General features: G+C 71.1%; 15 protein-coding genes and 1 pseudogene. 4 read left to right on the forward strand and 12 right to left on the reverse strand.

The window, feature by feature from the left end; genetic code table 11:
• Positions 1-35 precede the first annotated feature (35 nt).
• The 3 genes and pseudogenes from ACLBX9_RS06900 to ACLBX9_RS06910 form a co-directional block, all read right to left on the reverse strand.
• Positions 36-1372, reverse strand: a pseudogene (locus ACLBX9_RS06900) (LLM class flavin-dependent oxidoreductase).
• A gap of 14 nt (positions 1373-1386) precedes the next feature.
• On the reverse strand, positions 1387-2439 hold the full coding sequence (locus tag ACLBX9_RS06905; RefSeq protein ID WP_447718385.1) for an LLM class flavin-dependent oxidoreductase: 1053 nt from the start codon (positions 2437-2439) through the stop codon (positions 1387-1389).
• Positions 2440-2444: 5 nt separating this feature from the next.
• Positions 2445-3452, reverse strand: a complete 1008-nt coding sequence (locus ACLBX9_RS06910) for an ABC transporter substrate-binding protein (protein WP_447718386.1) — start codon at positions 3450-3452, stop codon at positions 2445-2447.
• Positions 3453-4086: 634 nt separating this feature from the next.
• Here ACLBX9_RS06910 and ACLBX9_RS06915 point away from each other — a divergent pair.
• The 4 genes from ACLBX9_RS06915 (at position 4087) to ACLBX9_RS06930 (ending at position 10643) form a co-directional block, all read left to right on the forward strand.
• Entirely contained in the window at positions 4087-5310 is a 1224-nt protein-coding gene (locus ACLBX9_RS06915) for an acyl-CoA dehydrogenase family protein (protein ID WP_447718387.1), read from the forward strand.
• A gap of 118 nt (positions 5311-5428) precedes the next feature.
• A complete protein-coding gene (locus ACLBX9_RS06920; RefSeq protein WP_447718388.1) occupies positions 5429-6388 on the forward strand; it encodes an aliphatic sulfonate ABC transporter substrate-binding protein in 960 nt (319 codons plus the stop codon).
• Positions 6389-6733: 345 nt separating this feature from the next.
• Positions 6734-9076, forward strand: coding sequence for a TonB-dependent siderophore receptor (locus ACLBX9_RS06925; RefSeq protein ID WP_447718389.1), 2343 nt, complete (start codon positions 6734-6736; stop codon positions 9074-9076).
• Between the two features lie 10 nt (positions 9077-9086).
• Entirely contained in the window at positions 9087-10643 is a 1557-nt protein-coding gene (locus tag ACLBX9_RS06930) for a PepSY-associated TM helix domain-containing protein (RefSeq protein WP_010684207.1), read from the forward strand.
• A gap of 48 nt (positions 10644-10691) precedes the next feature.
• On the opposite strand, the gene ACLBX9_RS06935 is transcribed toward ACLBX9_RS06930, so the two are convergent.
• The 9 genes from ACLBX9_RS06935 to ACLBX9_RS06975 form a co-directional block, all read right to left on the reverse strand.
• Complete coding sequence (locus ACLBX9_RS06935; protein WP_447718390.1) at positions 10692-11243, reverse strand: copper chaperone PCu(A)C; 552 nt, start codon at positions 11241-11243, stop codon at positions 10692-10694.
• A 51-nt stretch (positions 11244-11294) separates the two neighbouring features.
• Positions 11295-13625, reverse strand: a complete 2331-nt coding sequence (locus tag ACLBX9_RS06940; RefSeq protein WP_447718391.1) for a TonB-dependent receptor family protein — start codon at positions 13623-13625, stop codon at positions 11295-11297.
• A 69-nt stretch (positions 13626-13694) separates the two neighbouring features.
• On the reverse strand, positions 13695-14096 hold the full coding sequence (locus tag ACLBX9_RS06945) for a hypothetical protein (RefSeq protein ID WP_447718392.1): 402 nt from the start codon (positions 14094-14096) through the stop codon (positions 13695-13697).
• 25 nt (positions 14097-14121) lie between these two features.
• Positions 14122-15501 carry a PepSY-associated TM helix domain-containing protein gene (locus tag ACLBX9_RS06950; RefSeq protein ID WP_447718393.1) on the reverse strand — a complete coding sequence of 460 codons (1380 nt, stop codon included), beginning with the start codon at positions 15499-15501 and terminating at the stop codon, positions 14122-14124.
• A 38-nt stretch (positions 15502-15539) separates the two neighbouring features.
• Positions 15540-15911, reverse strand: a complete 372-nt coding sequence (locus tag ACLBX9_RS06955) for a hypothetical protein (RefSeq protein ID WP_447718394.1) — start codon at positions 15909-15911, stop codon at positions 15540-15542.
• 152 nt (positions 15912-16063) lie between these two features.
• Positions 16064-16393, reverse strand: a complete 330-nt coding sequence (locus tag ACLBX9_RS06960; protein WP_447718395.1) for a CsbD family protein — start codon at positions 16391-16393, stop codon at positions 16064-16066.
• A 167-nt stretch (positions 16394-16560) separates the two neighbouring features.
• Positions 16561-16902 carry a hypothetical protein gene (locus ACLBX9_RS06965; protein WP_447718396.1) on the reverse strand — a complete coding sequence of 114 codons (342 nt, stop codon included), beginning with the start codon at positions 16900-16902 and terminating at the stop codon, positions 16561-16563.
• Positions 16903-17062: 160 nt separating this feature from the next.
• Positions 17063-18310, reverse strand: coding sequence for a DUF2254 domain-containing protein (locus ACLBX9_RS06970; protein ID WP_447718397.1), 1248 nt, complete (start codon positions 18308-18310; stop codon positions 17063-17065).
• 70 nt (positions 18311-18380) lie between these two features.
• Complete coding sequence (locus ACLBX9_RS06975; protein WP_039893321.1) at positions 18381-21545, reverse strand: efflux RND transporter permease subunit; 3165 nt, start codon at positions 21543-21545, stop codon at positions 18381-18383.
• Positions 21546-21596 lie beyond the last annotated feature (51 nt).

The following is a 21596-nucleotide window of genomic DNA, read 5'->3' on the forward strand; positions in this document are numbered from 1 at the left end:
GCAATCGCCCCGCTCGAAGGCGGAGCGCTCCGGCGTCATGCGGAGAGGGAGGCCTCCGCTCCGGCATAGCGGCTCGTCGGTCGCGCCAGTCCGAGATGGCCGCGCAGGGTCTCGCCCGCGTAGTCGCGTCGGAACAGGCCGCGGCGCTGGAGGATCGGCACCACCGTATCGACGAATGTCTCCAGCCCGTCCGGCAGCACGTCTGGCATCAGGTTGAACCCGTCCGCGGCGCCGGCCTGGAACCACGCCGCGATGTCGTCGGCGATCGCCTCCGGGGTGCCCGCGACGATACGGTGGCCGACCCCGCCGCCCAGCGCCCGGAGGAGTTGGCGCACGGTCAGACCCTCGCGCCGGGCGAGCGCGACGGTGCCGAGGAACATCGTGTGGTTGGCGTCCGGCGGCAGCGGCAGCGGGTCGGGCAGCGGCTGATCGAGGACGAGGCGGGCCGGGTCCAGCCGCAGCGTCCCGGCAAGGCGGGCGAGGCTGTACGCCTCCGGCACGAGGTCCCAGAGTTCGTCCTGGCGCCGCCGTGCCTCCGCCTCGGTGGAGCCGATCACCGTGGCGAGGCCGGGCAGGATCACGAGCGCGTCCGGTCCGCGCCCGTAGCGCGCCGCCCGCGCGCGCAGGTCCCGGGCGTAGGCGACCCCCTCATCGACGGTCTGGGCCAGGGAGAACACCGCGTCGGCGGTGGCGGCAGCGAGTTCGCGCCCGTCCTCCGAGCCGCCGGCCTGGAAGGTCACCGGGCGCCCCTGCGCGCTGCGCGGCACCGTGAGCGGCCCGTCGACCGTGTAATGCGCGCCCCGGTGGCGGATTGCGTGGACCTTCCCGGTGTCGACGAACCGGCCGCTCGCCTTGTCGCCCACGAAGGCGTCGTCCTCCCACTGTCCCACAGGGCGTGGACCAGTTCAGTGAACTCCCGGGCCCGGGCGTAGCGCGCCCCGTGCGCGGAGGCGCCCGCGAAGCCGAAATTGCGGCCCGCTGCGGCATCGGCCGTGGTCACCACGTTCCAGCCGGCCCGGCCGCGGCTGACGAGGTCCAGGCTCGCGAAGCGGCGGGCGAGGTTGTAGGGCTCGTTATAGGTCGTCGAGGCGGTCGCCACGAGGCCGACATGGCTGGTCGCCGCCGCGACGCTCGCCAGCACCACGGTCGGTTCGAGGGCGTTGAACGGCCGGTAGTCGATCCGGTCGTTGATCGCCGGCGTGTCGGCCAGGAAAATCGCGTCGAGCTTGCCCCGCTCCGCGATGCGGGCGACGCGCACGAAATGGTCGATGTCGACGAAGGCGTCCGGACGGCTGTCCGGCAGCCGCCACGCGGACGGGTAGACGCCCGAATGCAGCAGGTTGACGTTGAGATGCAGCGTGCGTCCGCTCATCGTGGATCTCCGGGTCAGCGGACGCGCGGCAGCACCTGCTCGGCGAAGCGGCGCATCTCCGCCTCGAACGGCTGGAACTGCAGCATGAACAGCGCGATCCCTGCCGCGTGGAACGCCCGGATCCGCTCCGCCACGGTGGCGTAGCTGCCGACCAGCCCGGCGGCCGTGCCGCCGTTGGTGCCGACATGGCGGGCGGCGGCTGCGTCGGTCTTGGCGAACATCACGCTGGCCGCATCGGTCCGGGCGCGGGTGTCGGCGCGTAAGCCTGCGTCGCGCTGCGCCAGGGCGAGGAGCCGCGCGTGTTCGGCCTCCGCCTCCGCGTCGGTGTCCCGGGCGATCACGAAGGCCGAGAGGCCGTAGCGCAGCGGACCGTTCGCCCCGGGGCGCCGGGCGACGTCGGCGATCAGGGCGGCGACGTCCGCCAGCGGCTGGCCGTTGATGAACCAGACATCCGCGTGGTCGGCCGCCAGCGCCCGGGCGGGCTCCGACTCGCCGCCGAGATAGATGGTCGGCCGCGGCCTGAAGGTGCCGGCGGGGCGGAGCTGGTAGTCCTCGACCCGGAAATGCGCCCCCGCGAACGTCACCCGCTCGCCGCGCATCAGCCGGTCCACGAGGCCGATCCATTCCCGCCCGTAGGCGTAGCGGTCGTCATGGGCCGGAAACGGCAGGCCGGCGCGCTCGAACTCGGCCCGGTTCCAGGCATTCACGAGGTTCAGCGCGAAGCGCCCGCCGCTGACGTGCTCGATCTGGAGCGCCATCTTGGCGAGCACCACCGGGTGGTAGAGCCCCGGCTTGATCGCCGCGATGATCTCGATGTGCCGGGTCAGCGCCGCGAGCGCCGCCGCCCCCGTCCAGGCCTCGAGCTGGTCGCGGCCCGGATCGTAGGGGTTCATGGTGTGCTGGGCGACCAGCACGGAATCGAAGCCCAGGGCCTCCGCCTCCAGCACCAGGGCGCGGTTGCGCGCCCAGCTGGCGTCGTCCGGCTCGTCGGGATCGTGGTGGGACGCCCGGGAGCCGTGGACGGCCGCCCAGATGCCGAAGCGGGGCGCGCGGAGAGGTTCGCCCATCGCCTTCAGCCCCGCCCCACGGGCGGCGCCCAGATCGGCACGTCGGTGGCGTCGATCCGGCGGGGGATGAGCTTGGCCTCGTGGAACACGTCGGCGATGGCCTGCTGCTCGCCGAGCTGATTGCGCTCCACCGGCTCGACCGCGTAGGTGCGGCGGCTGTTGGCGGCGGCCACGACGGCCGGCGGCAGGTCGCCCCAGATCGGTGCGAGGAGCGCCACGGCCGCCTCCGGGTTCGCCCGCATCCAGGTCCCGGCCTCGACCAGCGCCCGGTAGACCGTGGCGACCACCTCCGGCTGTGCGGCGACGAAGCTGTCGTTGACGAGGTAGTAGCGGTGGTAGCTTGTCAGGCCGGTGGCATCGGCCACGACCCGCACCGGGCGCTTGGCCTCCGCGAAGGCGAGGAACGGATCCCAGATCGACCACGCGTCGAGGCTGCCCTGCTCGAAAGCGGCCGCGCCCTCCGGCGCCTGGAGATAGGCTGGCTTGATGTCGGCGAAGCTCAGGTCCGCGCGCTTCAGCGCGGCGGCGAGCACGTAGTGGCTGCCTGAGCCCCGCGAGACGCCGACCGTGCGGCCCTTCAGGTCCGCGACCGTGCGGATCGGCGAGTCCGCCGGCACGATGATCGCCTCGGCGGACGGCGCGCCGCGCTCGCGGGCGTAGAAGGTCAGCGGCGCCCTGGCCGACTGGGTGAAGATCGGCACCGCGTCGGCGACGTCGGCGTGGATGTCGACGGCCCCCGCCGTCATCGGCTCGATCACGCTGGTGAACAGGTGCCAGCTCGGCGTGAAGCCCAGCGGCGCGAGGCGCTCGGCGAGGGTCCCCTGCACCTTCAGCACGGTGAACAGCACCGAGGAGCGCTGCATGCTGATCTTCACCTCGCGCGGCGCCGCGTGCAGGGCCGGTGCACCGAGCGCCACGGCGGCGGCCCCGCCCAGGCCCGTGCGCAGCAGGGTTCGGCGGGACGGGGCGCTCCGCCACGGGGTGTCGTCGGTCACGGCGTACTCACGGGTCATAGGGGCTTTCGGGATGGTCGGTCGGAGACGCGGTTGCGGCGCCGGGTCGGCGCAGCGCATCGCCCCCTCGCGGCCGGCCTTATTGAAGACCTGGGCGGAGCTCAGGATCAATGAAACGGTTTTTTGATCTCGCCGCATGTCGTAGAAATAGCTGCTTCGTTCAGGCGCATCGGCAGCGATGCTGTTCCTGTGACGTGAGATGTGTCCGAGCATTGGCGAAAGCCGCGCGCGGCCGGGCTAGTGCCATTTCCGGTCGATCGCCTCAGCACCTCCGTCCTCGAGCGCGGCGAAACGATCCCTTTGCGCCACGCGAGTCGAGGTCGCGCGGCCCCGGGTCAGCTCGCTTCGCCCCCGCTGACGGAGAAAGCGATGCTCGAAGGCTTCCGCCGGAAGCCATAGGCGACGTCTCATCCGAGCCGAAGCCCGGAGCGGCCCGCCGACAGTGCCGCATGCGGAAGATGGATCTTTCCCCGACACCCGTCCGATTGGATGAATGTATTTCTGCTATCGGTTCAAGGAAACGACGCTTCCAAAGCGTCGATCGAACATCGTTCCTCTCTTGAGATCGAAGGCTATCTCATCAATGTCTTGGTTATGCCCGTCCGGGCCGAGTTGGAATCAGGAATGCACCATCATGTCGCAGACGGATGCGGGCTGGGGCGCGGGTCCGAGTGAACGGTACGAGACTTTGGCCGACCGGTTCCGCCCGGTCTTCGCCGAGATCCGCGCCACCGCGGCGGAACGGGACCGCACGCGCGGCCTGCCCCATGCCGAGATCGGCTGGCTGCGGGAGGCGAACTTCACCACCCTGCGGCTCGCGCCGGAGGAGGGCGGCCACGGCGCCAGCCTGCCGGAGCTGTTCGCGCTCCTGATCGAGCTGTCGAGCGCCGATTCCAACGTCACCAACGCGCTCCGGGCGCATTTCGGCTTCACAGAGGACGCGCTCTGCGCCTCGTCGGCCGAGTGGCGCGCCACGTGGATCGCCCGGATCGGCGCCGGCGACACGTTCGGCAGCGGCGTCTCGGAGACCGGACCGGCCAAGGTCGGCGCGTTCGACACGGTGGTCCGGCGCCGCGACGGGGGCCTCGTGGTCGAAGGCCGGAAATACTACACGACCGGCTCCCTGTTCGCCGACTACATCCATCTCTCGGCCGAGGACGAGTCGGGTGGCGCGGTGACCGCGGCGGTGCCGGTCCGGGCGCCCGGTGTGACCATCGTCGACGACTGGGACGGGTTCGGTCAGGGGCTGACGGCCAGCGGAACCGCGACCTTCGAGGGGGTGGCGCTCGATCCGGCGCTGATCAAGCCCGATCCGGCCCGCTTCCCCTACGCGATGGCGTTCTTCCAGCTGGTGCATCTGGCGACGCTCGCCGGTATCGGCCGGGCGGCGGCCGAGGACGTGGCGCGGCTGGTGGCCGAGCGCACCCGCGTCTACAGCCACGGCAATGCCGGGCGCACCGCGGAGGATCCGCAGATCCAGGCGGTGGTGGGCCGCGTCCGGGCCAACGCCTACGCGGCCGGGGCCGTGGTGTTGAAGAGCGCCGAGGCTCTCCAGCGCGCCTTCGCGGCCCATCGGGCCGGTGACGCCCCCGCGGCGGACCGGGCCACGACGCTGGCCGATGTCGAGGTCAACCAAGCGGTGAGCGTGGTGACCGACCTCGTGCTGCAGGCGACGACCACCCTGTTCGACGCGCTGGGAGCGTCGGCGGTGAAGACCGGCCTCGGCCTCGACCGCTACTGGCGTAACGCCCGCACCATCGCGTCCCACAACCCGCGGATCTACCGGGACCGGAGCGTCGGGGCCTTCGCCATTAGCGGCGCGCCGCCGCCGCGACAGTACCGCGTCGGCACCGCCTGAGGCAGGGGGCCGTGCAGGGCCGATCCGGGCGCGCGAGTCCCGGGCGGAGGCCCGCCGCAACCTGTGGCCGGCTCGTGTGGGGCAAAGCGCCCGCCCCGATCCCGAAGGAGACGTCCGCGTGACGATCACTCGACGCCGGTCCGCCGCCCTGCTTCTCGCGCTCGGCGCCGGGCTCGCGACCGCGACCGGCGCGACCGGCGCGGCCGCCCCGAAGGAATTCCGGATCGGCTACCAGAAGGTCGGCGTGGTCGTGGTGGCGCGCCGGCAGGGCAGCATCGAGAAGCGCTTGGCGCCGCTGGGTATCGCCGTCCGCTGGGTCGAGTTCCAGGCCGGGCCGCCGCTGCTCGAGGCCCTCAACGCCGGCAGCATTGATTTCGGCTTTGCCGGGGACACGCCGCCGATCTTCGCGCAGGCGGCCGGCAGCACCCTCGTGTATGTCGGCGCCTCGGTGCTCTCGGGCGACGGCGAGGCCATCGTGGTGCGCGCGGGCTCGGCCGTCCGGACGGTCGCCGACCTCGAGGGCCGCACGGTCGCGGTGGCGCGGGGCACCAGCTCGCACAACCTGCTGGTGACGGCCCTGGAGAAGTCGGGCCTGAGTTTCGCCGACGTGAAGCCCGCCTACCTGCTGCCTTCCGATGCCGGCCCCGCCTTCGCGAACGGCAGCGTCGAGGCCTGGGTGATCTGGGACCCCTACCTTGCCCTGGCGCAGGCGCACGGTGACACCCGGGTCCTGACGACGTCCCGTCAGACGCATGCCGTCTCAGACTTCTTCCTGGCCAGCCGGACCTTCGCCGACCGCTACCCAGGCGTCGTGACGGCGGCGGTAGCGGCCCTGGCGGACTCGGCGGCCTGGGCCGAGACCCACCGCGATCAGGTGGCGCAGGCGCTGGCGACGGTGACGGGCGTCCCGTACGCGATCGAGACGGTCGTCGCCGCGCGGACCGAGTTCGGCGTCGGGCCGATCACGGACGCGCTCGTGGCCAAGCAGCAGGCGACCGCCGACCGCTTCCACCGGCTCGGGCTCATCCCGCGGCCCATCCAGGTGCGGGACGCGGTCTGGACCCCGCCGCGGAGCTGACCGCACCGGCGGTCAGGCAGGTAGCCTCGGCCGCGCGGAGAGCGAGTCGCCGCGACCCTCATCGTCGCGGCAGACCAAGGCGAAGTCCGCGCGGTCCGCACGGGAGAGGGGGCCGCCTTGCCCTTGATCGTCGATGACGCCCCGGAGCGAGGCGAACTCGGCAAGCCGGATGACGCGGCCATCGTCCTGGCCCGGGCGCCGTATGTCCTGCATATTTTCATTAGATCAATACCAAAATTGCTTTCTTGTTTATGTGTCATCATCGGCACATACTGCTCACGGATCCGTGATAGCTGAACGTCAGCGCGCAGATTTGCCCGTACAATCCTGTTTAGAGTCGGTATAATGTCGAGATCTATTGGCGAGCCCGCCGCATCCCGTGCGTTCGTTCCTGTGCGGCGGCTTGTCCGGGTCAGCCTAATATCATCGACATCTCTTCTGGCCCTCGGAACGGGCGCGCTCGCCCAGCCCGCGCCCGTCACGGACGTCGAACTTTCCGAACTCAGCGTGATGGGAGAGACGCGCGGTCGTACCCTGAACGGCGACCTGTACGGGGCCGGCGGAGCCAACGGCGCCGTGCCCGGCTACGTCGCCAGCCGCAGCACGGTCGGCACGAAGACCGACACGCCCATCCTGGAGACGGCACAGTCGGTGTCGGTCATCGGGCGCCAGCAGATCGAGGACCAGAACGCCCTGACCATCAACCAGGCGCTGCGCTTCACGCCGAGTGTCACCACCGAGCAGCGGGGCGGCGCCGGCTCGACGCGCCTGGAGCAGTTCTACATCCGCGGCTTCACCGCGCCGATCTTCCTCGACAACATGGCCCTGCCGACCAACCGCGACGCCTTCCCCACCGTCGATCCCTACCGCCTGGAGCGGGTCGACATCATCAAGGGGCCGGCCTCGGTCCTCTACGGGCAGTCCGGCCCGGGCGGCCTCGTCAACCTCGTCTCGAAGGTCCCGCAATTCGTCCGCCACGGCGAGATCTTCGTCCAGGGCGGCGGCTTCAGCGAGGTCCGCGGCGGCTTCGATATCGGCGGACCGATCGAGTCCGATATCCCGGGGTTCGCCGACCAGTTCGCCTACCGGGTCATCGGCCTCGGCTGGAACGGCGACGGGCCGGCCGTGACCACGAAGGTCGAGCGCGCCTTCATCAATCCCAGCATCACGTGGCGGCCCTCCACCGACACGTCGCTCACGATCTTCGCCAACTACCAGCGCGATCCGTTCTCGGGCTTCTACGGCGGCTTCCCGGCGGTCGGCACGGTATTCGCGCGCAACTTCGGCAACGGAATCTTCGGGCGGCTGCCGGTGAACTTCTACGACGGCGACCGCAATATCGAGCGCTCCGACCGCACGCAGGCCTCCGTCGAGTACCTGTTCGACCACCGGATCACCGAGACCCTGCGCTTCCACTCAGCCGGCCGCTACCTGCGCTCGGAGGGCGACTACCGCAGCGTGTTCACGACCTTCGGCGACGTCAACGGCCCGTACACGAGCGGGCCGATCATCGGCCGCTCGGTCGGCGGCACCCAGGTCGATATCGAAGCCTACACGATGGACAACAATGTCATCGCCGATTTCGACACCGGCCCGATCGCCCACACGGCGCTGCTCGGCGTCGACCACCGGACCTTCAGCACGCGGTCGGTCACCGGACCGTTCCCGGCGACGACGAGCCTCAACGCACTGGCGCCGAACCATGAGCTGCCGATCGCCTTCCCGGCCTTCACGGCGACCGCGCGGATCGACGCCCAGCAGACCGGCGTGTACTTCCAGGATCAGGCGAAGTTCGACCGCTTCATCCTGACGCTCGGCGGCCGCTACGACACCGCCCGGCAGACCGGCCCGACCCGCACCTTCGCGCCCAACGGGCTGACCATCCAGGACGTGCCGGCCGAGGCCTTCACCGGCCGCGCCAGCCTGCTCTACCTGTTCGACAGCGGCGTCGCCCCGTACGTCTCCTACAGCGAGGCGTTCGAGCCGATCGTCAGCGGGCGGATCTTCGACACGGCCTTCGGCTCGGCGGGGCGCGTCCCGGATCCGATCGCCAGCAACCAGTACGAGGCCGGCATCAAGTACCAGCCCCCCGGCACCGACATCCTGCTGACCACCGCGTTCTTCGACATCCGCCGCTCGAACGCGACCACCTCCGACCCGGTCAATCCCGGCTTCTTCGTGCAGACCGGCGAGGTCGGCGTGCAGGGCGTCGAGTTCGAGGCGCGGGCCACCCTCGCCGAGGGCCTCAGCCTGATCGGCGGCTTCTCGCTCCTCGACATCCGCAACATCCGTGACACCGGCTTCACCACCAACGACCTGACCCGCCGGCAGGTGCCGCTCCAGGGCCTGCGCCCTGTGCAGGTGCCGGACACGACCGCCTCGCTGTTCGTCGACTACCGCTTCACCGACGGCCCGCTGCTCGGCCTCGGCCTCGGCGGCGGCGTGCGCTACCTCGGCCCGTCCTGGGGCGATCCGGCCAACACCTTCCAGGTGCCCGAGAGCGTGCTGGTCGACGCCGTCGCCTCCTACGACATGAAGCATCTCGACCCGCGGCTGACGGGGCTCACCGGGCAGATCAACATCCAGAACCTGCTCGACGAGCGCTACGTGACCGGGTGCTTCACCTATTCCGGCTGCTATTACGGCCTGCCGCGCACGGTCTACGCGACCCTGCGCTACCGCTGGTGAGGCGCGCGCCGTGGGCAAGACCTTCCGGCAGTCGATGGCGTGGCTCCACGCCTGGTCGGGCCTCGTCGTCGGCTGGGTGCTGTTCGCCGTCTTCGTGACGGGCACGGCGAGCTACTACCGGACCGAGATCTCGCAGTGGATGCGGCCCGAACTCCGCACCGACCGGACCTTCGGGCCGGCGGAGCTCGCGGCGGCGGCCGAGCGCGGCGTCGCCTACCTGCAGACCCATGCGGGTGGCGCGCGGACGTGGTTCCTCGCGCTGCCGCAGGCCGAGAGGCCGGTGCTGGAGCTGTTCTGGCGGACGGGGCCGGGCCGGCCGCCCGGGCACGTCCTGTTGGATCCCGACAGCGGCGCGCCGGCGGCGGCGCGGGCGACCCGCGGCGGGGACTTCCTCTACCGCTTCCACTTCGAGCTGAACCTGCCGCCGCTCTGGGGCCGCTGGATCGTCGGCGCCTGCGCGATCATCATGCTGGTGGCGCTGATCTCAGGCATCGTCACGCACCGGCGCATCTTCGCCGACTTCTTCACCTTCCGCCGGGACAAGTCCGCCCAGCGCGGCTGGCTCGACGCGCACAACGTCACGGGCGTCCTCGCCCTGCCGTTCCACCTGATGATCACCTATACCGGGCTCGCCACGCTCATGGTGATGTACGTGCCCTGGGGGCTGAGCACGGCCTATCGCGGCGACAGCCCGCGCTACTTCGCCGAATCCGGCCAGATTACCGCGCCGCGTCCGCCCGCCGGCCAGCCCGGCGCGCTGGCTCCGGTCGGGCCGCTGGTGGTGGGCGCGATGGAGAGGATCGCCGAGCCCCTGGAGCGGATCACGATCGTCAACCCGAAGGACGCCAACGCCACGGTGGTGGCGGTGTTCGAGGAGCCGCACGGCCTCTCCCACGAGCACCCGCAGATCGCCTTCGACGGGGTGACGGGCGCGGTCCTGGAGGTGCGCGCGGGCGGCCTGCAGCCGCCGACCAAGACCTTCACCGCGATGGTCGGCCTGCACGAGGCCCACTTCGCCGGCCCGGCGCTGCGGATCCTGTTCTTCCTGTGCGGCCTCGCCGGCAGCGCCATGGTGGCGACCGGGCTGCTGCTGTGGACGGTGGCGCGCCTGCCCAAGGGGGACGCGCCCCGGGGCTTCGGCCTGCGCCTCGTCCAGGGCCTGAACGTCGCGACGGTCGCCGGTCTGCCGGCGGCGATCGCCGGGTACTTCCTGGCCAACCGGGTCCTGCCCGCCACACTGCCGGAGCGGGCGGAGTGGGAGGTTCGGGCGTTCTTCGCCGTCTGGCTCCTCGTCGCCCTGGCCGCGTTCCTCCGCGCGCACCGGCGGGCGTGGCGGGAGACGCTCACGGCGACGGCCGGGCTGTTCGGCGCGGTCGCGGTCGCGGATCTCGGCCGTGCCGCCGCGCTCCGGATTGCCGGAGAGGCGCATGTCGAGCCGGTTTTCCTCGCCTTCGACGGCGCGATGCTGGTCCTCGCGGCGCTGATGCTGTTTGCCGCCCGCAAGGTCGCCCGCTTCGACGGGGCGCCCCGCCGTCTGCCGGGGAAATCGGCCGAAGTCCCGGCCTAGGGCCGCTCCCGATCGGGAGCGGCTCTCGGAGGCCGGCCGGGCGGTCCTTCAGTGCGCGTGGCCACCATGCCCCATGCCACCATGTTCCATGCCGCCGTGGTCCATCTCGGCGGCCCCCGAGGCGGGCGCCTTCGCGGCGATACCCTCCACGGTGAAGTCCACCGGCACGGTGCCGGCCTTGGCGAAGGTCACCGTACCCTTGACCGACTGGCCTTTCTTCAGCGGGCCCTTCAGGTCGAGAAACATGAGGTGGTAGCCGCCCGGCTTGAGCGTGACCGTCTCGCCGGGCTTGATCACGAGGCCGCCCTCGACGGGGGCCATCTTCATCACCCCGCCCTCCATCGACATCGTGTGCAGTTCGGCCCGGCCGGCCTCCTCGATCGTCGCGCCGGTCAGCGTGTCGGGTTCAGAGCCGGTGTTGGTGACGGCGAGATAGCCGCCCGCGACCTGGGCACCGTTGGGCGTGGCACGCGACCAGGGATGGCCGATCTTGAGCGGGCCGGCCGCATAATCCGCCGCCGCGCCGGCGGTGGTGGCGGCGAGCAGCGTGGCCAGGCCGAGGGCGGCGCGCGCGAGGATGGGACGGTTCGTGAATCGCATGGCATGCTCCGTTTGGTCGGTGGCGGATGGGGGTGATGACGGAAGATCCGGTCAGAAGGCCAGCTTCATCCCGCCGACGAAGTTGCGCGGCGCGCCGGCGAAGATCGAGCCGGAGGTGGCGGCCAGCACGCCCGCGCCGTTCTGCAGGCCGGTCGTCCCGCTGATCGTGTCCGCGAGGTTCTGCGCCGCGTTGGTGTAGACCCGGTCGAACAGATTCCGGACCTCGAAGTACAGGCTCAGCCGCTTGGCGAAGCCCACCTCGGCCGCGCCGGAGAGGACCCGGTCGTAGTGCACGTTGAGGTTCACGATCGTGAAGCCCGGTGCCTTCAGCAGGTTGGCGTTGTCGAGGTAGAAATCGCTCTGGTAGACCGTCTCGACGAAAGCCCCCAATCCGGCCCAGGGCCCCGTGGTCTGCTCGTACCCGAACCGGGCCAGAGCCGCGTCCATCGGCACGCCGGGGATCTGCTTGCCCGCCCGGTTGAACCGCGCCGTGCGCGTCCCGGCGCTGAGCTGCTCCGTGTAGGTCGTGTAGATCTGGTCGTCGTGCGTGTAGGCCAGCGTGGCCCGCCAGCCGTCCGGCGACGTCCAGGTCCCGCCGACCTCGACGCCGCGATGCTCGGATGCTGGGGCGTTGAAGAAATAGGTCAGCAGTCCGGCACCCGGCGATTGCGAGATCAACTCGTTGCGGAAGAACTCGTAGAAGCCCGTGACGGAGACCTGCAGCTCGGGCAGCGGCGACCAAGCGGCGCCAAGGTCGAAGCCGAGATTCTCCTGCGTCTGGAGCTGCGTGTTGTTGCCCGGCACGCCCGCCGGGGTGACGGTCAAGTTCGAGGCCGAGGGTGTGGCGTAGCCGGCAGCGACCCGACCGAGGAAGCGCCATTCCTGATCCGGCCGGTAAGTCAGCGAGAACTCGGGCGCGACGTTGAGGAAGGTGCGGTCGAGATTGGCGGTGGTGGCGGTCACGCCCCCGGCGGTCGGGTAGCTGTAGGCGATGTTGCGGCCGTTGATCGCGGTGTTCTCGGCGCTGATGCCGGCGACCGCAGTCCACTGGTCGGACAGCTGCAGCTCGATCCGGGCCCGGCCGCCGAGGTTATCCTGCGTCGCCGCAAGGTTGGCGTTCAGGGCGCCGAGCCTGGCCCCCCCGTAGGGTGCACGGAAGTAGGTGAGCGAGTTGGAATTGAGCGTGTTGTAGGCCAGCGCCACGTAGCCGGTCATCGGCAGCCCGAACAGGTCGCCCCGCCGGGTCACGTCGGAGAGGACGTTGAAGCCGGGGAAGTCACCCCGTGACGACGTGGTGTAAAACGGCTGGTTGATGTTGCGGTCGTCGAACACGAGCTGGGTGCGCCAGGTCGTGTCGGCGTCGAAATCGTGCTCGTAGCGACCGCCGACGATGGTGCGCCGGTCGCCGCGGAAGAAGCCGCCCTCGTCGGCCGTGACCGGCACGGTGGCGCCGTTGCGGCCGTTGATCGGCAGGGTGTAGGTCACGCAGCCGGGCGCCGCGGCGAGCGCCGAGGCGCAGCCGCGCTGGTAGGGATTCTGGTAGAACTGGAGCAGCGAGCTGCGGCCCGGCAGGTTCGCCTGGATCTCGTTGTTGATGATCTTCAGCGTGAAGCGGTTGTCCGGGGTCGGTGCGTATGTGCCGAGGAAGTTGATCGTCTGCGTGTTGAACGCGCTGTGGCCCTGGAAGCCATTGCCCCGGGCGTCGCTGGTGAACAGGCTGTACTCGAAAGGCCCGCTGATCCCGCCGACGGTGGCGTAGTTGTTGAGGTAGCCGAAGCTGCCGGCGTCGACCCCGTACTCGACGCCATTGATCGCCGCTCCGCGCCGGGTGTTGAAGACGAGCGCGCCGCCGGTGGCATAGTTGCCGAACAGCGCCGATTGCGGCCCGCGGAACACGTCGAGGCTGCTGTAGGCGCGCGGGTCGGTGATGTCGAAGCGCGAGGAGCCGTCGGCCTGGGTGACGGGGAAGCCGTCCTCCAGCACGACGACGTTGCGCGAGACGCCGGTGGCGCGGGCGTTGTTGCCGCGGATGGAGATGATCACGTCCCGCGGACCGTTGCCCTGGCGGATGGTGACGCCGGGGCTGTTGCGCGCGACGTCGGCGATGTTGACCGCGGGCCGGTCGTCGATGACGGCCTGGCGGCCGATCGCTGTGTTCACCGTGCCCACGGGGGCGGCGATCGGGGTCGGGACGGCCGGAGCCGGGCCGGCGCTTGCGGGCCGCGCTATTGCCACGGGTCCGGGTGCGCCGCCCTCGCCGACGACGGACAGCTCCTCCAGGGTGACGGCTTGCTGGGCCTGGGCGGCGGTGATGCCGAGCGGACTCGCGGCCAGCAGCAGGGCGACGACGCGTCCCGGTCTGGTGGCAGGGGGGATGGACATGATCTCGGGTCTCGTCTGAACGCAGGCGGGCTGGGCGCGGAATGCCGAGCGGCCCGGACTGGGCCGCACTCAGACGGTCGCGGGAGGCGCGCGGGCCCGGCCGGCGATGCGCGGTGGCCGGACGTCGTGGGCCGGCGGCGGGATCGGCCAGGTGATCCGTTGCCAGACGAGGCACCCGACGCGGGCGTCGGGCACCACCGGCAGGGGGGCGGCCGCGGTGCAGCGGCAGAAGGGGCACCGGTCGCAGACCACAGGGTCGGCCGGCGCGTCCGCAGCGACGGCGCGGTCCTGAACCCGCCCGCAGATCGCCGCGTGGATCAGTGCGTCGACGGCCGTCGCCTGCGCCCGGGCCTGCCGCGCGCGGTCCATCAGGGCGGAGGCGGGCGCTAGCGCCTGAAGCCACAGGGCGAGCAGGATCAGGCCGGTGCTGAGCCGGCGTGCCGATCCCACCGATCGCATGCGCGCGAGCACGGGAGCTGCTCCCGTTCCGGCGCGCTCAGGCCGTCCGGCTCCGGACGGCGCGCGCGGTCGCGACGTCGAGGCCGAGCATGGCCAGGATCGCCAACCCGGTCAGCGGGAACAGGATCCCGAGGCCGAGCACGATCCCCGTCACGGTCGCGGCGACGCGCCGGTCGCGCGGCCCGGGCGGCACGCCGAGGCCGCCACGCGGGCGCCGCTTCCACCACATGGTTCCGGCGGTGACCGAGAGCAGGATCGTGCCGAGGCAGAAGGCCAGCATCGCGAGCTGGTTGGCCCGGCCCCAGTGCTCGCCCTTGTGGATGCCGATGCCGTACTGCACCGCCCGCGCGACCGGGCCGAGATCGGTGAAGCGGACGTCCACGAGCGGCTTGCCGGTGTACTGGTCGAGGGAGATCATCCGCTGCCGGTTCACGTCGCGCGGATAGGCCGCCGCCGCGTAGATCCCGGTCGGGCCGATCGGGAGCGACAGCTCGTAGCCCCGCGGCATGCCGAGGCGCGCGAGGACCCGCGCGGCCTCGTCGACGCCGAGGCTCCGGGCGGCCCCCGCCGACTGCGACTTCGGCGCCGGCGCGTCCTGCAGCGTCCAGCCGGCGGTGGTGAGCATCTCGCCCATGGGCACGTTCGAGACCGGCTTGTTCGCCCACAGGGCGGCCGGCTGGCCGAGCCCGGCCGCGTTCGTCCAGGCCCGGAACTGGTCGCCCCACCAGACCGACCACGGCAGGCCAGTCAGCGCCAGGAAGAACAGGCCGCCCCCGGCCACCAGCCCGGTCACGGCGTGCAGGTCGCGCCACCAGACGCGCCGCCGCGGCGTGCCGCGGACCGAGACGACGCCCCCGTCCTGGCCCCGCGGCCACCACAGATAGACCCCCGTCGCCACCAGGATGATCGCGAAGCCGGCCACGATCTCGATCAGCGCGTTGGCCCAGGGTCCGAAATAGGCGAGGCTGTGCAGGTGCCGCACGACCATGAAGAACTCGCCGTCCCGGTCGACCCGGTCGAGGACGCTGCCGGTGTAGGGATCGAGGAAGACGAGGACCTTGCGGGCGCCGTCCGCGACCGTGACCACCGCCGCGCCGTCCGCGTCGCGCGGGTCGGTGTAGGAGACCGGCGTGCCCTCGGGTACGGCCTGCGTGGCGTTGAAGATCAGGCGGTCGGGGCCGAGCGGCGGTGTGGGCTGCGCGGCGACCCGGGTCCGGTAGGCGAACACCGTCGCGTTGATCTCGCTCTGGAACAGGTACAGCGCGCCGGTCGCCGAGAGCGTGATCAGGAAGGGCAGGCACATCAGGCCGGCGAAGAAGTGCCAGCGCCAGACGGCGCGGTAGACGGCGTCGCGGGACACGCGCGCCGCAGCCACCGCCCCGATGGAGGAGGTGCTGCCCTGAAGCGAGATCGACATGGGAGGGTCCGGGTCTGAGCGATCGGGAAACGGATCGATCAGGCGGTCGGCGGACCTCGGGAGCTGACGGCGGGGTCGGGCGGGGCACGGGGGCCGAGGGGCGCGGTCGGCCTCCAGGGCAGCGCGGTCATCCGGCGCGGCCGGGCAGGTTCCTCGGCCGGCGCGGATGGGGGCTGGGCCAGGGGCTGGGCCACCTGGGCCAGGATGCAGCAGGGATGCTGCCGGCAGGGCGGGCTCCCGTCGTCGGCGGGCACCCCACCCCCGTGTTCGGCACAGATCACGCGATCGGTGCCGGCCAGCGGCGCCGCGGGGTAGACCGCGATCAGGAAGGCCTGGAGCAGCAGCGCGTAGAGCGCGGTCACGGCAATGACCGCGCGGCGGCGAGCCGTTCGGTCGTTGAACCTGCGCATGCGCTGATCTAGTCGGCGGACCGGCTCGAGGTCAACGCGCCCCGGGCGCGGCCCGCGCGGACGACCTGCGCCGTTGCGGCGGCGCTACGGCCTCGCCTCGGCGGCCCGCAACGCTCGGCGCCATGGACGGCGGCGAGCGTGGGCGGCCCGGTTCAGAGCCGGCTGATGAGGAAACCCAGGCCGAAGCCGACGAGGCCCGCGACGAGGAGGGAGGCATGGGGCCACTCGGCGGATCTCTCATGGCCTTCCCACGCGTAGTGGCGGCCCCGATCGTAGGCCTCCGCAGCGTGGTCCGAGACCTCGTCAGCCGCATGCCGAACTGCGTCCTTGGCTTGGCCATAGAGGTTCTCGGCGGCACCGTGGGCTTCGCGAAGGCGCCCCTCGACGGAGACGCCGTTCGAGCCGGCCAAGTCGCCGACCGCGCCCTGCACCTTGCCGCCGAGTTCACGTGCGGCGCCCGCAATCCTGTCCGTGTCGACCATTCGGATGCCCTTTCGGCTGTTCAGGGTTGAAGTTTGGCTGCCCAACGAACCGGCTGCGCGAACGAAGGCTCCGCGCGCTCGGTATTACCCTCGAGCCAGCAATCCGGCGGTTCCCCTCGTGCCGCGCGGGCGCCGGGGGGCGATCGCGCCGCCTGAGGGCGTTCGATCTATCGCTTGTACTCCGGCGGGAGGTGATCGAGCGGGTTGGTGCGCGCATTCTTGCCCCGGCTGGATTCGGAACCGGTGCTGCCGCCCTGCATGACATCCGTCGACGCGGAGATGGCGCTCGGCGGCGACACGGAGCCGGTCGACCGCTCGGCTGGGGAAGCGCCGCCCTTCGTGGTGCTGACACCGGAAGGAAGCGTGCCCGGCGTCGGCTGGTCGATCCGGCTTGCTGCCGACTGAGCCAGCACCGGCCCGGAGAGCAGGATCAGCGCGCTGGCACCGATGGCCGCGCGGATCATGGAAACCCGGGCGGATCTGTCAGAAAGGGTGCGCGTTCCGACCATCGATCCATCCATCCTTGGCAGCCAGCCGGTGATTGTTCGTTGACCCAATGGATCGGCGGATCGGCGGTTCCGATCGGGCGCGGATTGGCGCCGCGGCGCGGTCGTTCCGGAGCGTCGTGGCGGCAGGCGGGAGAACGCGCCTATGGCGCGCCTGGCGGTGTCAGCGGAGCGTCAGGGCCTCCACGGCGGCCTTCTCGGATGGGACCACGAGGGCGAAGCCCGCGTGCTCCGTGACCAGCATCGAGGCGCGCCCGGCCGCGACGGAGAAGCGCTCAGGAGACAGGCTCCGCAGGGCCGCCAGCACCTTCTGCAGCCGCACGCCAACCTGCACGATCCCGCCGCCCTCGCGGGCCAGCGGATGGAAGAAATCGGCGATCAGGTCCTCCGTCGACAGGGCCGGGACGCGGATGCGCGGATGCTCGGGTTCAGGCGGCGGCCGGTCCGGATCCGGGACCCATTCCGAGAGCACGCGCAACCCGGCGCCGATGACCGCGATGGCCGTCCCGTAATCGGCGGCCGTCGGCGGAAGCGCCTTCGATCCGATCTCCGCGAGGACCGACAGCCCGAAGCGCGGATCCTGCTCCCAGGCGCGGTCGTCGGCGATCAGGAAGGCCCGGCGGATTGCGGCCAGTGCGTCTGCCTTCATATCCGGATCCACGAAGGCGAGCGGCGTGGCCTTATGGACGAAGGCGCCGGGCAGCACGGCCACGTCCAGCATCACGTCGCGGCCATCCAGCGCCCGCGTCAGCGACGATAGGTCGACGTGCTGGATGTAGCCGATCCGGTCCGAGAGGACCGGCCGCGCGTGGCGATGCGCCGGATCCGGGGGGATCCCGCCGAGATGTGGCCGGTCGCGCCGGGCGCGCAGGGCCTGCGCCGCCGCGTGCTCGACCAGCCGGATCGTCTCGCCGACCCGTCCGAAGCGGGTGAGCTGCTGCATCCAGCGCAGGAGCGTGACCACGATCAGGCCGATGACCACCACGGTCGCACCCAGCAGCACGAGGCGACCGCCCGGCCCGTAGAGGCGGGTCGACAGGGCGATGATCCCGACCACCGAGAACATGAACGCGCCGAGGAACGTGGCGAGCGCGTCGTGGGCCCGCCGGTCCTCGCTCCACAGGGTCGTGGCGCGCGGGGTCACTCCTGACGAGGCGGAACCGAGGGCGTTCACCAGCACGGTCAGCGAGAAGGTGGTCACCGTCAGCATCGAGGAGGCCAGGATGCTCAGGACGTTGCCGACGGCGTCGGCGCCGACGCTGAGGGCGAAGTTTTCCTCGACGTGAAACTGGAAGCGCCACGCCACCAGGGCCGCCAGGACGCCGCCGACGCAGTAGAGGGCGGCGCGGACCCAGGCCTGGCGGAGGGTTCGGGACAGGATCAGCCGCCAGCGCGGCATGACGGTCTTCATGGCCGCACCGGCTCCCCCTCGCCGTCGATTCCGGGGCCGGCGCGGCCGTCTTCCTGACGGACCAACGCGGCTACTCGGCCGGCTGCGCGGCGCCTTCCGGCCCGGATCGCGTCTCACCGGCAGCGTCGCGGCGTCCGAGCAGCCGCTCGAAGGCGACGTAGAAGGTCGGGGTGATGAACAGGGTGATGAAGGTCGCCACCACGAGGCCGCCGATCACCACCGTCCCCATGGAGACGCGGGCATGCGCCCCGGCGCCGCTCGCGATGGCGAGCGGGATCGAGCCGGTGATGAACGCGAAGGAGGTCATGAGGATCGGGCGCATGCGCAGGCGCGCCGCGTCCTGGGCCGCCTTGAGAACGTCCTCGCCCTGTCGGCGCAGATCCTCTGCGAAGGAGACGAGCAGGATCGAGTTCTTGGCGGCGAGCCCGACGAGCAGCAGCAGCCCGATCTGGCCGAAGATGTCGAGTTCGAGCCCGCGCAAAGCCAGGAAGCCGATCGCCCCGAAGATCGCGATCGGCGTCGCCAGCAGGATCACGAAGGGCAGGCGCAGCGACTCGTACTGCCCGGCGAGCAGCAGGAAGATCATCAGCACGCCGAGGCCGAAGATCAGAGGCGCGTAGCCGCCCGCGACCTTCTCCTGGTAGGCGACGTCGGTCCATTCGACGGCATAGTCCGAGGGCAGGCGGCTCTTGGCCAGCGCCTCGACCTGCTTGAGCACCGTTCCGGAACTCGCGCTGGCGGCCACCTCGATCGCCACCTCGATGGCCGGATAGGTGTTGTAGGACAGGACCGCGGTGGGGCCGGTGGTGAACTCCGCCCGCACCAGGGAGCCGATCCGCACCGGCTCGCCCCGGCTGTTGAGGACCGGCAGGGCCTCCAGATCCTGGATCGTGCGCCGCCCCGTGGCCTCGCTCTGCACGTAGACCTGATAGACGAAGCCGAAGCGGTTGAAGAGATTGACGAAGCTCGACCCGACATAGGTCCCGAGCGCGTCGAACAGGTTCTGAAGCGGCACGCCGAGCTGCTCGGCCTTGGCCCGGTCGATCTCCAGGCGGATCTGCGGGACGCCGTAGCTCGTCGTCGGCAGCGCCTGGGCGATGTTGGGGCTCTTCTCCAGCTCGTCGATGAAGCGCTGGGCCGCCTCGGCGAGCTTGAGGCCCCCGGTGCCGCTGCGGTCCTGGATCTCGAGCGTCAGGCCGCTGCGGGTGCCGAGCCCCGGCAGCGGCGACGGGTTGACCACCCGCACCTTCCCGTCCGGATCGTGCCGGAATTCCTTCTGCACGCGGGCGATGATGGCGTCGGCCGAGGCCGCCCGCTCGCCCCAGGGCTTCAGGACCGGGATCTGGAACCCGTAGAATGGCGCCACCGCGTCGGCGAGGATGCTGCGCCCGACGACGCCGATCGTGTGATCGACCTCCGGCATGTCCCGCAGGCTCCGGCCGAGCCGCTCGACCATCCGGTCGGTGCGCGCCACCGCGGCCCCCTTCGGCAGGGCGACGTCGGCGAAGAAGTAGCCCTGGTCCTCGTTGGGGACGAAGCCGGTCGGGCGCTGCATCACGAGGAGCACCGTGAGTGCCGCGAAGGCCGCGAAGGCGAGGCCGACGAGCACGATGTGGCGGGTGAGCCGCCCGATCATCGCGGTGAGCAGGCCCGCGGCCCGCTCCAGCGTCCGGTTGAACCAGCGCAGCGGCGCCTTCCACCGGCTCCGGTGCGCCCCGGCCCCCTCCGGACGGTGCTTGAGGATCAGGCCGCACAGAGCCGGCGTCAGGGTGAGCGATACGACGGCGGAGATCAGCACCGAGATCGCGATGGTCAGGGCGAACTGGTTGTAGAGCTGGCCGGTGAGGCCCGGGATGAAGGCCACCGGCACGAACAGGGCCGCCAGCACCAGGGTGGTGGCGATCACCGGGCCGGCGACCTCGTTCACCGCCTCGCGGGCGGCCGGGCGCGGCTCCATGCCCTCGTCCATCAGCCGCTCGGTGTTCTCGACCACGATGATCGCGTCGTCGACCACGAGGCCGACCGCCAGCACCATGCCGAGCAGGCTCAGGGTGTTGAAGGAGAAGCCGAGCAGCGCCATCGGCCCGAAGGTCCCGACCAGCGCCACCGGCACGGCGATGGAGGGGATCAGCGTCGCCCGCCAGTTCTGCAGGAACAGGTAGGTGACCACGACCACGAGGATCAGCGCCTCGAACAGGGTGTGAACCACCTCGCGGATCGCCTCCCGGACGAACTCGGTCCGGTCGAGGGCGATCTTGTACTTGAGTCCGGGGGGAAAGCGCTGCGCCAGTTCGGCCATGGTGCTCTTCACCCCGTCCATGACGTGGACGGCGTTGGCGCCGGGCGTCTGGTAGAGGCCGAGCGTCGCCGAGGGCTGCCCGTCGAAGCTGGAGCGCACGCCGTACTGCTCCGAGCCGAGCTCCACCCGCGCCACGTCCCGGACCCGGACCACGGAACCGTCCGGATTGGCCCGCAGCAGGATGTTGGCGAATTCCTGGGGCTGGCTCAGCCGTCCCTGGGTCACGACCTGGAGTTCGAAGGCGGTGGGCTTGCCGTCGGTCGGCGGCTTGCCCAGCGAGCCGGTGGTGATCTGCTCGTTCTGCTGGCTCACCGCGCGGATCACCGCGTCGGGGCTGATCGCGAGCGCCTCCATCTTCACCGGGTCGAGCCATAGGCGCATGGCGTAGCGCTTCTGGGAGAAGTTCTGGATCCGGCCCATGCCGTCGACGCGGCGGAGCGGCTTGATCACCTGGGTCTCGGCCCAGTTGGCCAAGAACAGCTCGTCGTAGGGGGCGCCCGGATCGGCGTAGAGCACGATGTTGCCGAGCCGCTGGCGGGAGCTCTTCTGGATCTCCAGGCCCTGCGCGCGCACCGAGGCCGGGAGCTTCGCCTCCGCGCGGTTCGCCCGGGTCAGCACCTCCGCGGCGGCGGCATCGAGGTCGGAGCCGATCTCGAAGGTCGCGTCGAGGTTGACGCTGCCGTCGGTGTTGCTGGTCGAGGCGATGTAGAGCAGGTGCTGGGCGCCGTTGATCTCCTGCTCGAGAGGGGTCGTGACCGCGTCGTAGGCCTGCTGCGCGCTGGCGCCCGGATAGGTCGCCTGGATGTTGATGATCGGCGGCGCGATCTCGGGAAACTGCGCGATCGGCAGGGTCAGGCCGGCCACGGCGCCGATCAGCGTGATCAGAACCGAGATGACGGCCGCCAGGACCGGCCGGTCGACAAAGCGGGCGAACATCGGACCTCGACGGTGGATCGGTGGTCGCGACGACCGGGCGTGCAACGCGAC

Source organism: Methylobacterium sp. A49B (genome assembly GCF_053346215.1).

What these genes read in the sequence shown, in the direction of transcription:
- ACLBX9_RS06955 (WP_447718394.1), bottom strand. Translation starts at nt 15,911, where the DNA reads ATGCGCAGGTTCAACGACCGAACGGCTCGCCGCCGCGCGGTCATTGCC.
- ACLBX9_RS06970 (WP_447718397.1), bottom strand. Translation starts at nt 18,310, where the DNA reads ATGAAGACCGTCATGCCGCGCTGGCGGCTGATCCTGTCCCGAACCCTC.
- ACLBX9_RS06935 (WP_447718390.1), bottom strand. Translation starts at nt 11,243, where the DNA reads ATGCGATTCACGAACCGTCCCATCCTCGCGCGCGCCGCCCTCGGCCTG.
- ACLBX9_RS06925 (WP_447718389.1), top strand. Translation starts at nt 6,734, where the DNA reads ATGTCGAGATCTATTGGCGAGCCCGCCGCATCCCGTGCGTTCGTTCCT.
- ACLBX9_RS06940 (WP_447718391.1), bottom strand. Translation starts at nt 13,625, where the DNA reads ATGTCCATCCCCCCTGCCACCAGACCGGGACGCGTCGTCGCCCTGCTG.
- ACLBX9_RS06905 (WP_447718385.1), bottom strand. Translation starts at nt 2,439, where the DNA reads ATGGGCGAACCTCTCCGCGCGCCCCGCTTCGGCATCTGGGCGGCCGTC.
- ACLBX9_RS06915 (WP_447718387.1), top strand. Translation starts at nt 4,087, where the DNA reads ATGTCGCAGACGGATGCGGGCTGGGGCGCGGGTCCGAGTGAACGGTAC.
- ACLBX9_RS06950 (WP_447718393.1), bottom strand. Translation starts at nt 15,501, where the DNA reads ATGTCGATCTCGCTTCAGGGCAGCACCTCCTCCATCGGGGCGGTGGCT.
- ACLBX9_RS06975 (WP_039893321.1), bottom strand. Translation starts at nt 21,545, where the DNA reads ATGTTCGCCCGCTTTGTCGACCGGCCGGTCCTGGCGGCCGTCATCTCG.
- ACLBX9_RS06965 (WP_447718396.1), bottom strand. Translation starts at nt 16,902, where the DNA reads ATGGTCGGAACGCGCACCCTTTCTGACAGATCCGCCCGGGTTTCCATG.
- ACLBX9_RS06910 (WP_447718386.1), bottom strand. Translation starts at nt 3,452, where the DNA reads ATGACCCGTGAGTACGCCGTGACCGACGACACCCCGTGGCGGAGCGCC.
- ACLBX9_RS06960 (WP_447718395.1), bottom strand. Translation starts at nt 16,393, where the DNA reads ATGGTCGACACGGACAGGATTGCGGGCGCCGCACGTGAACTCGGCGGC.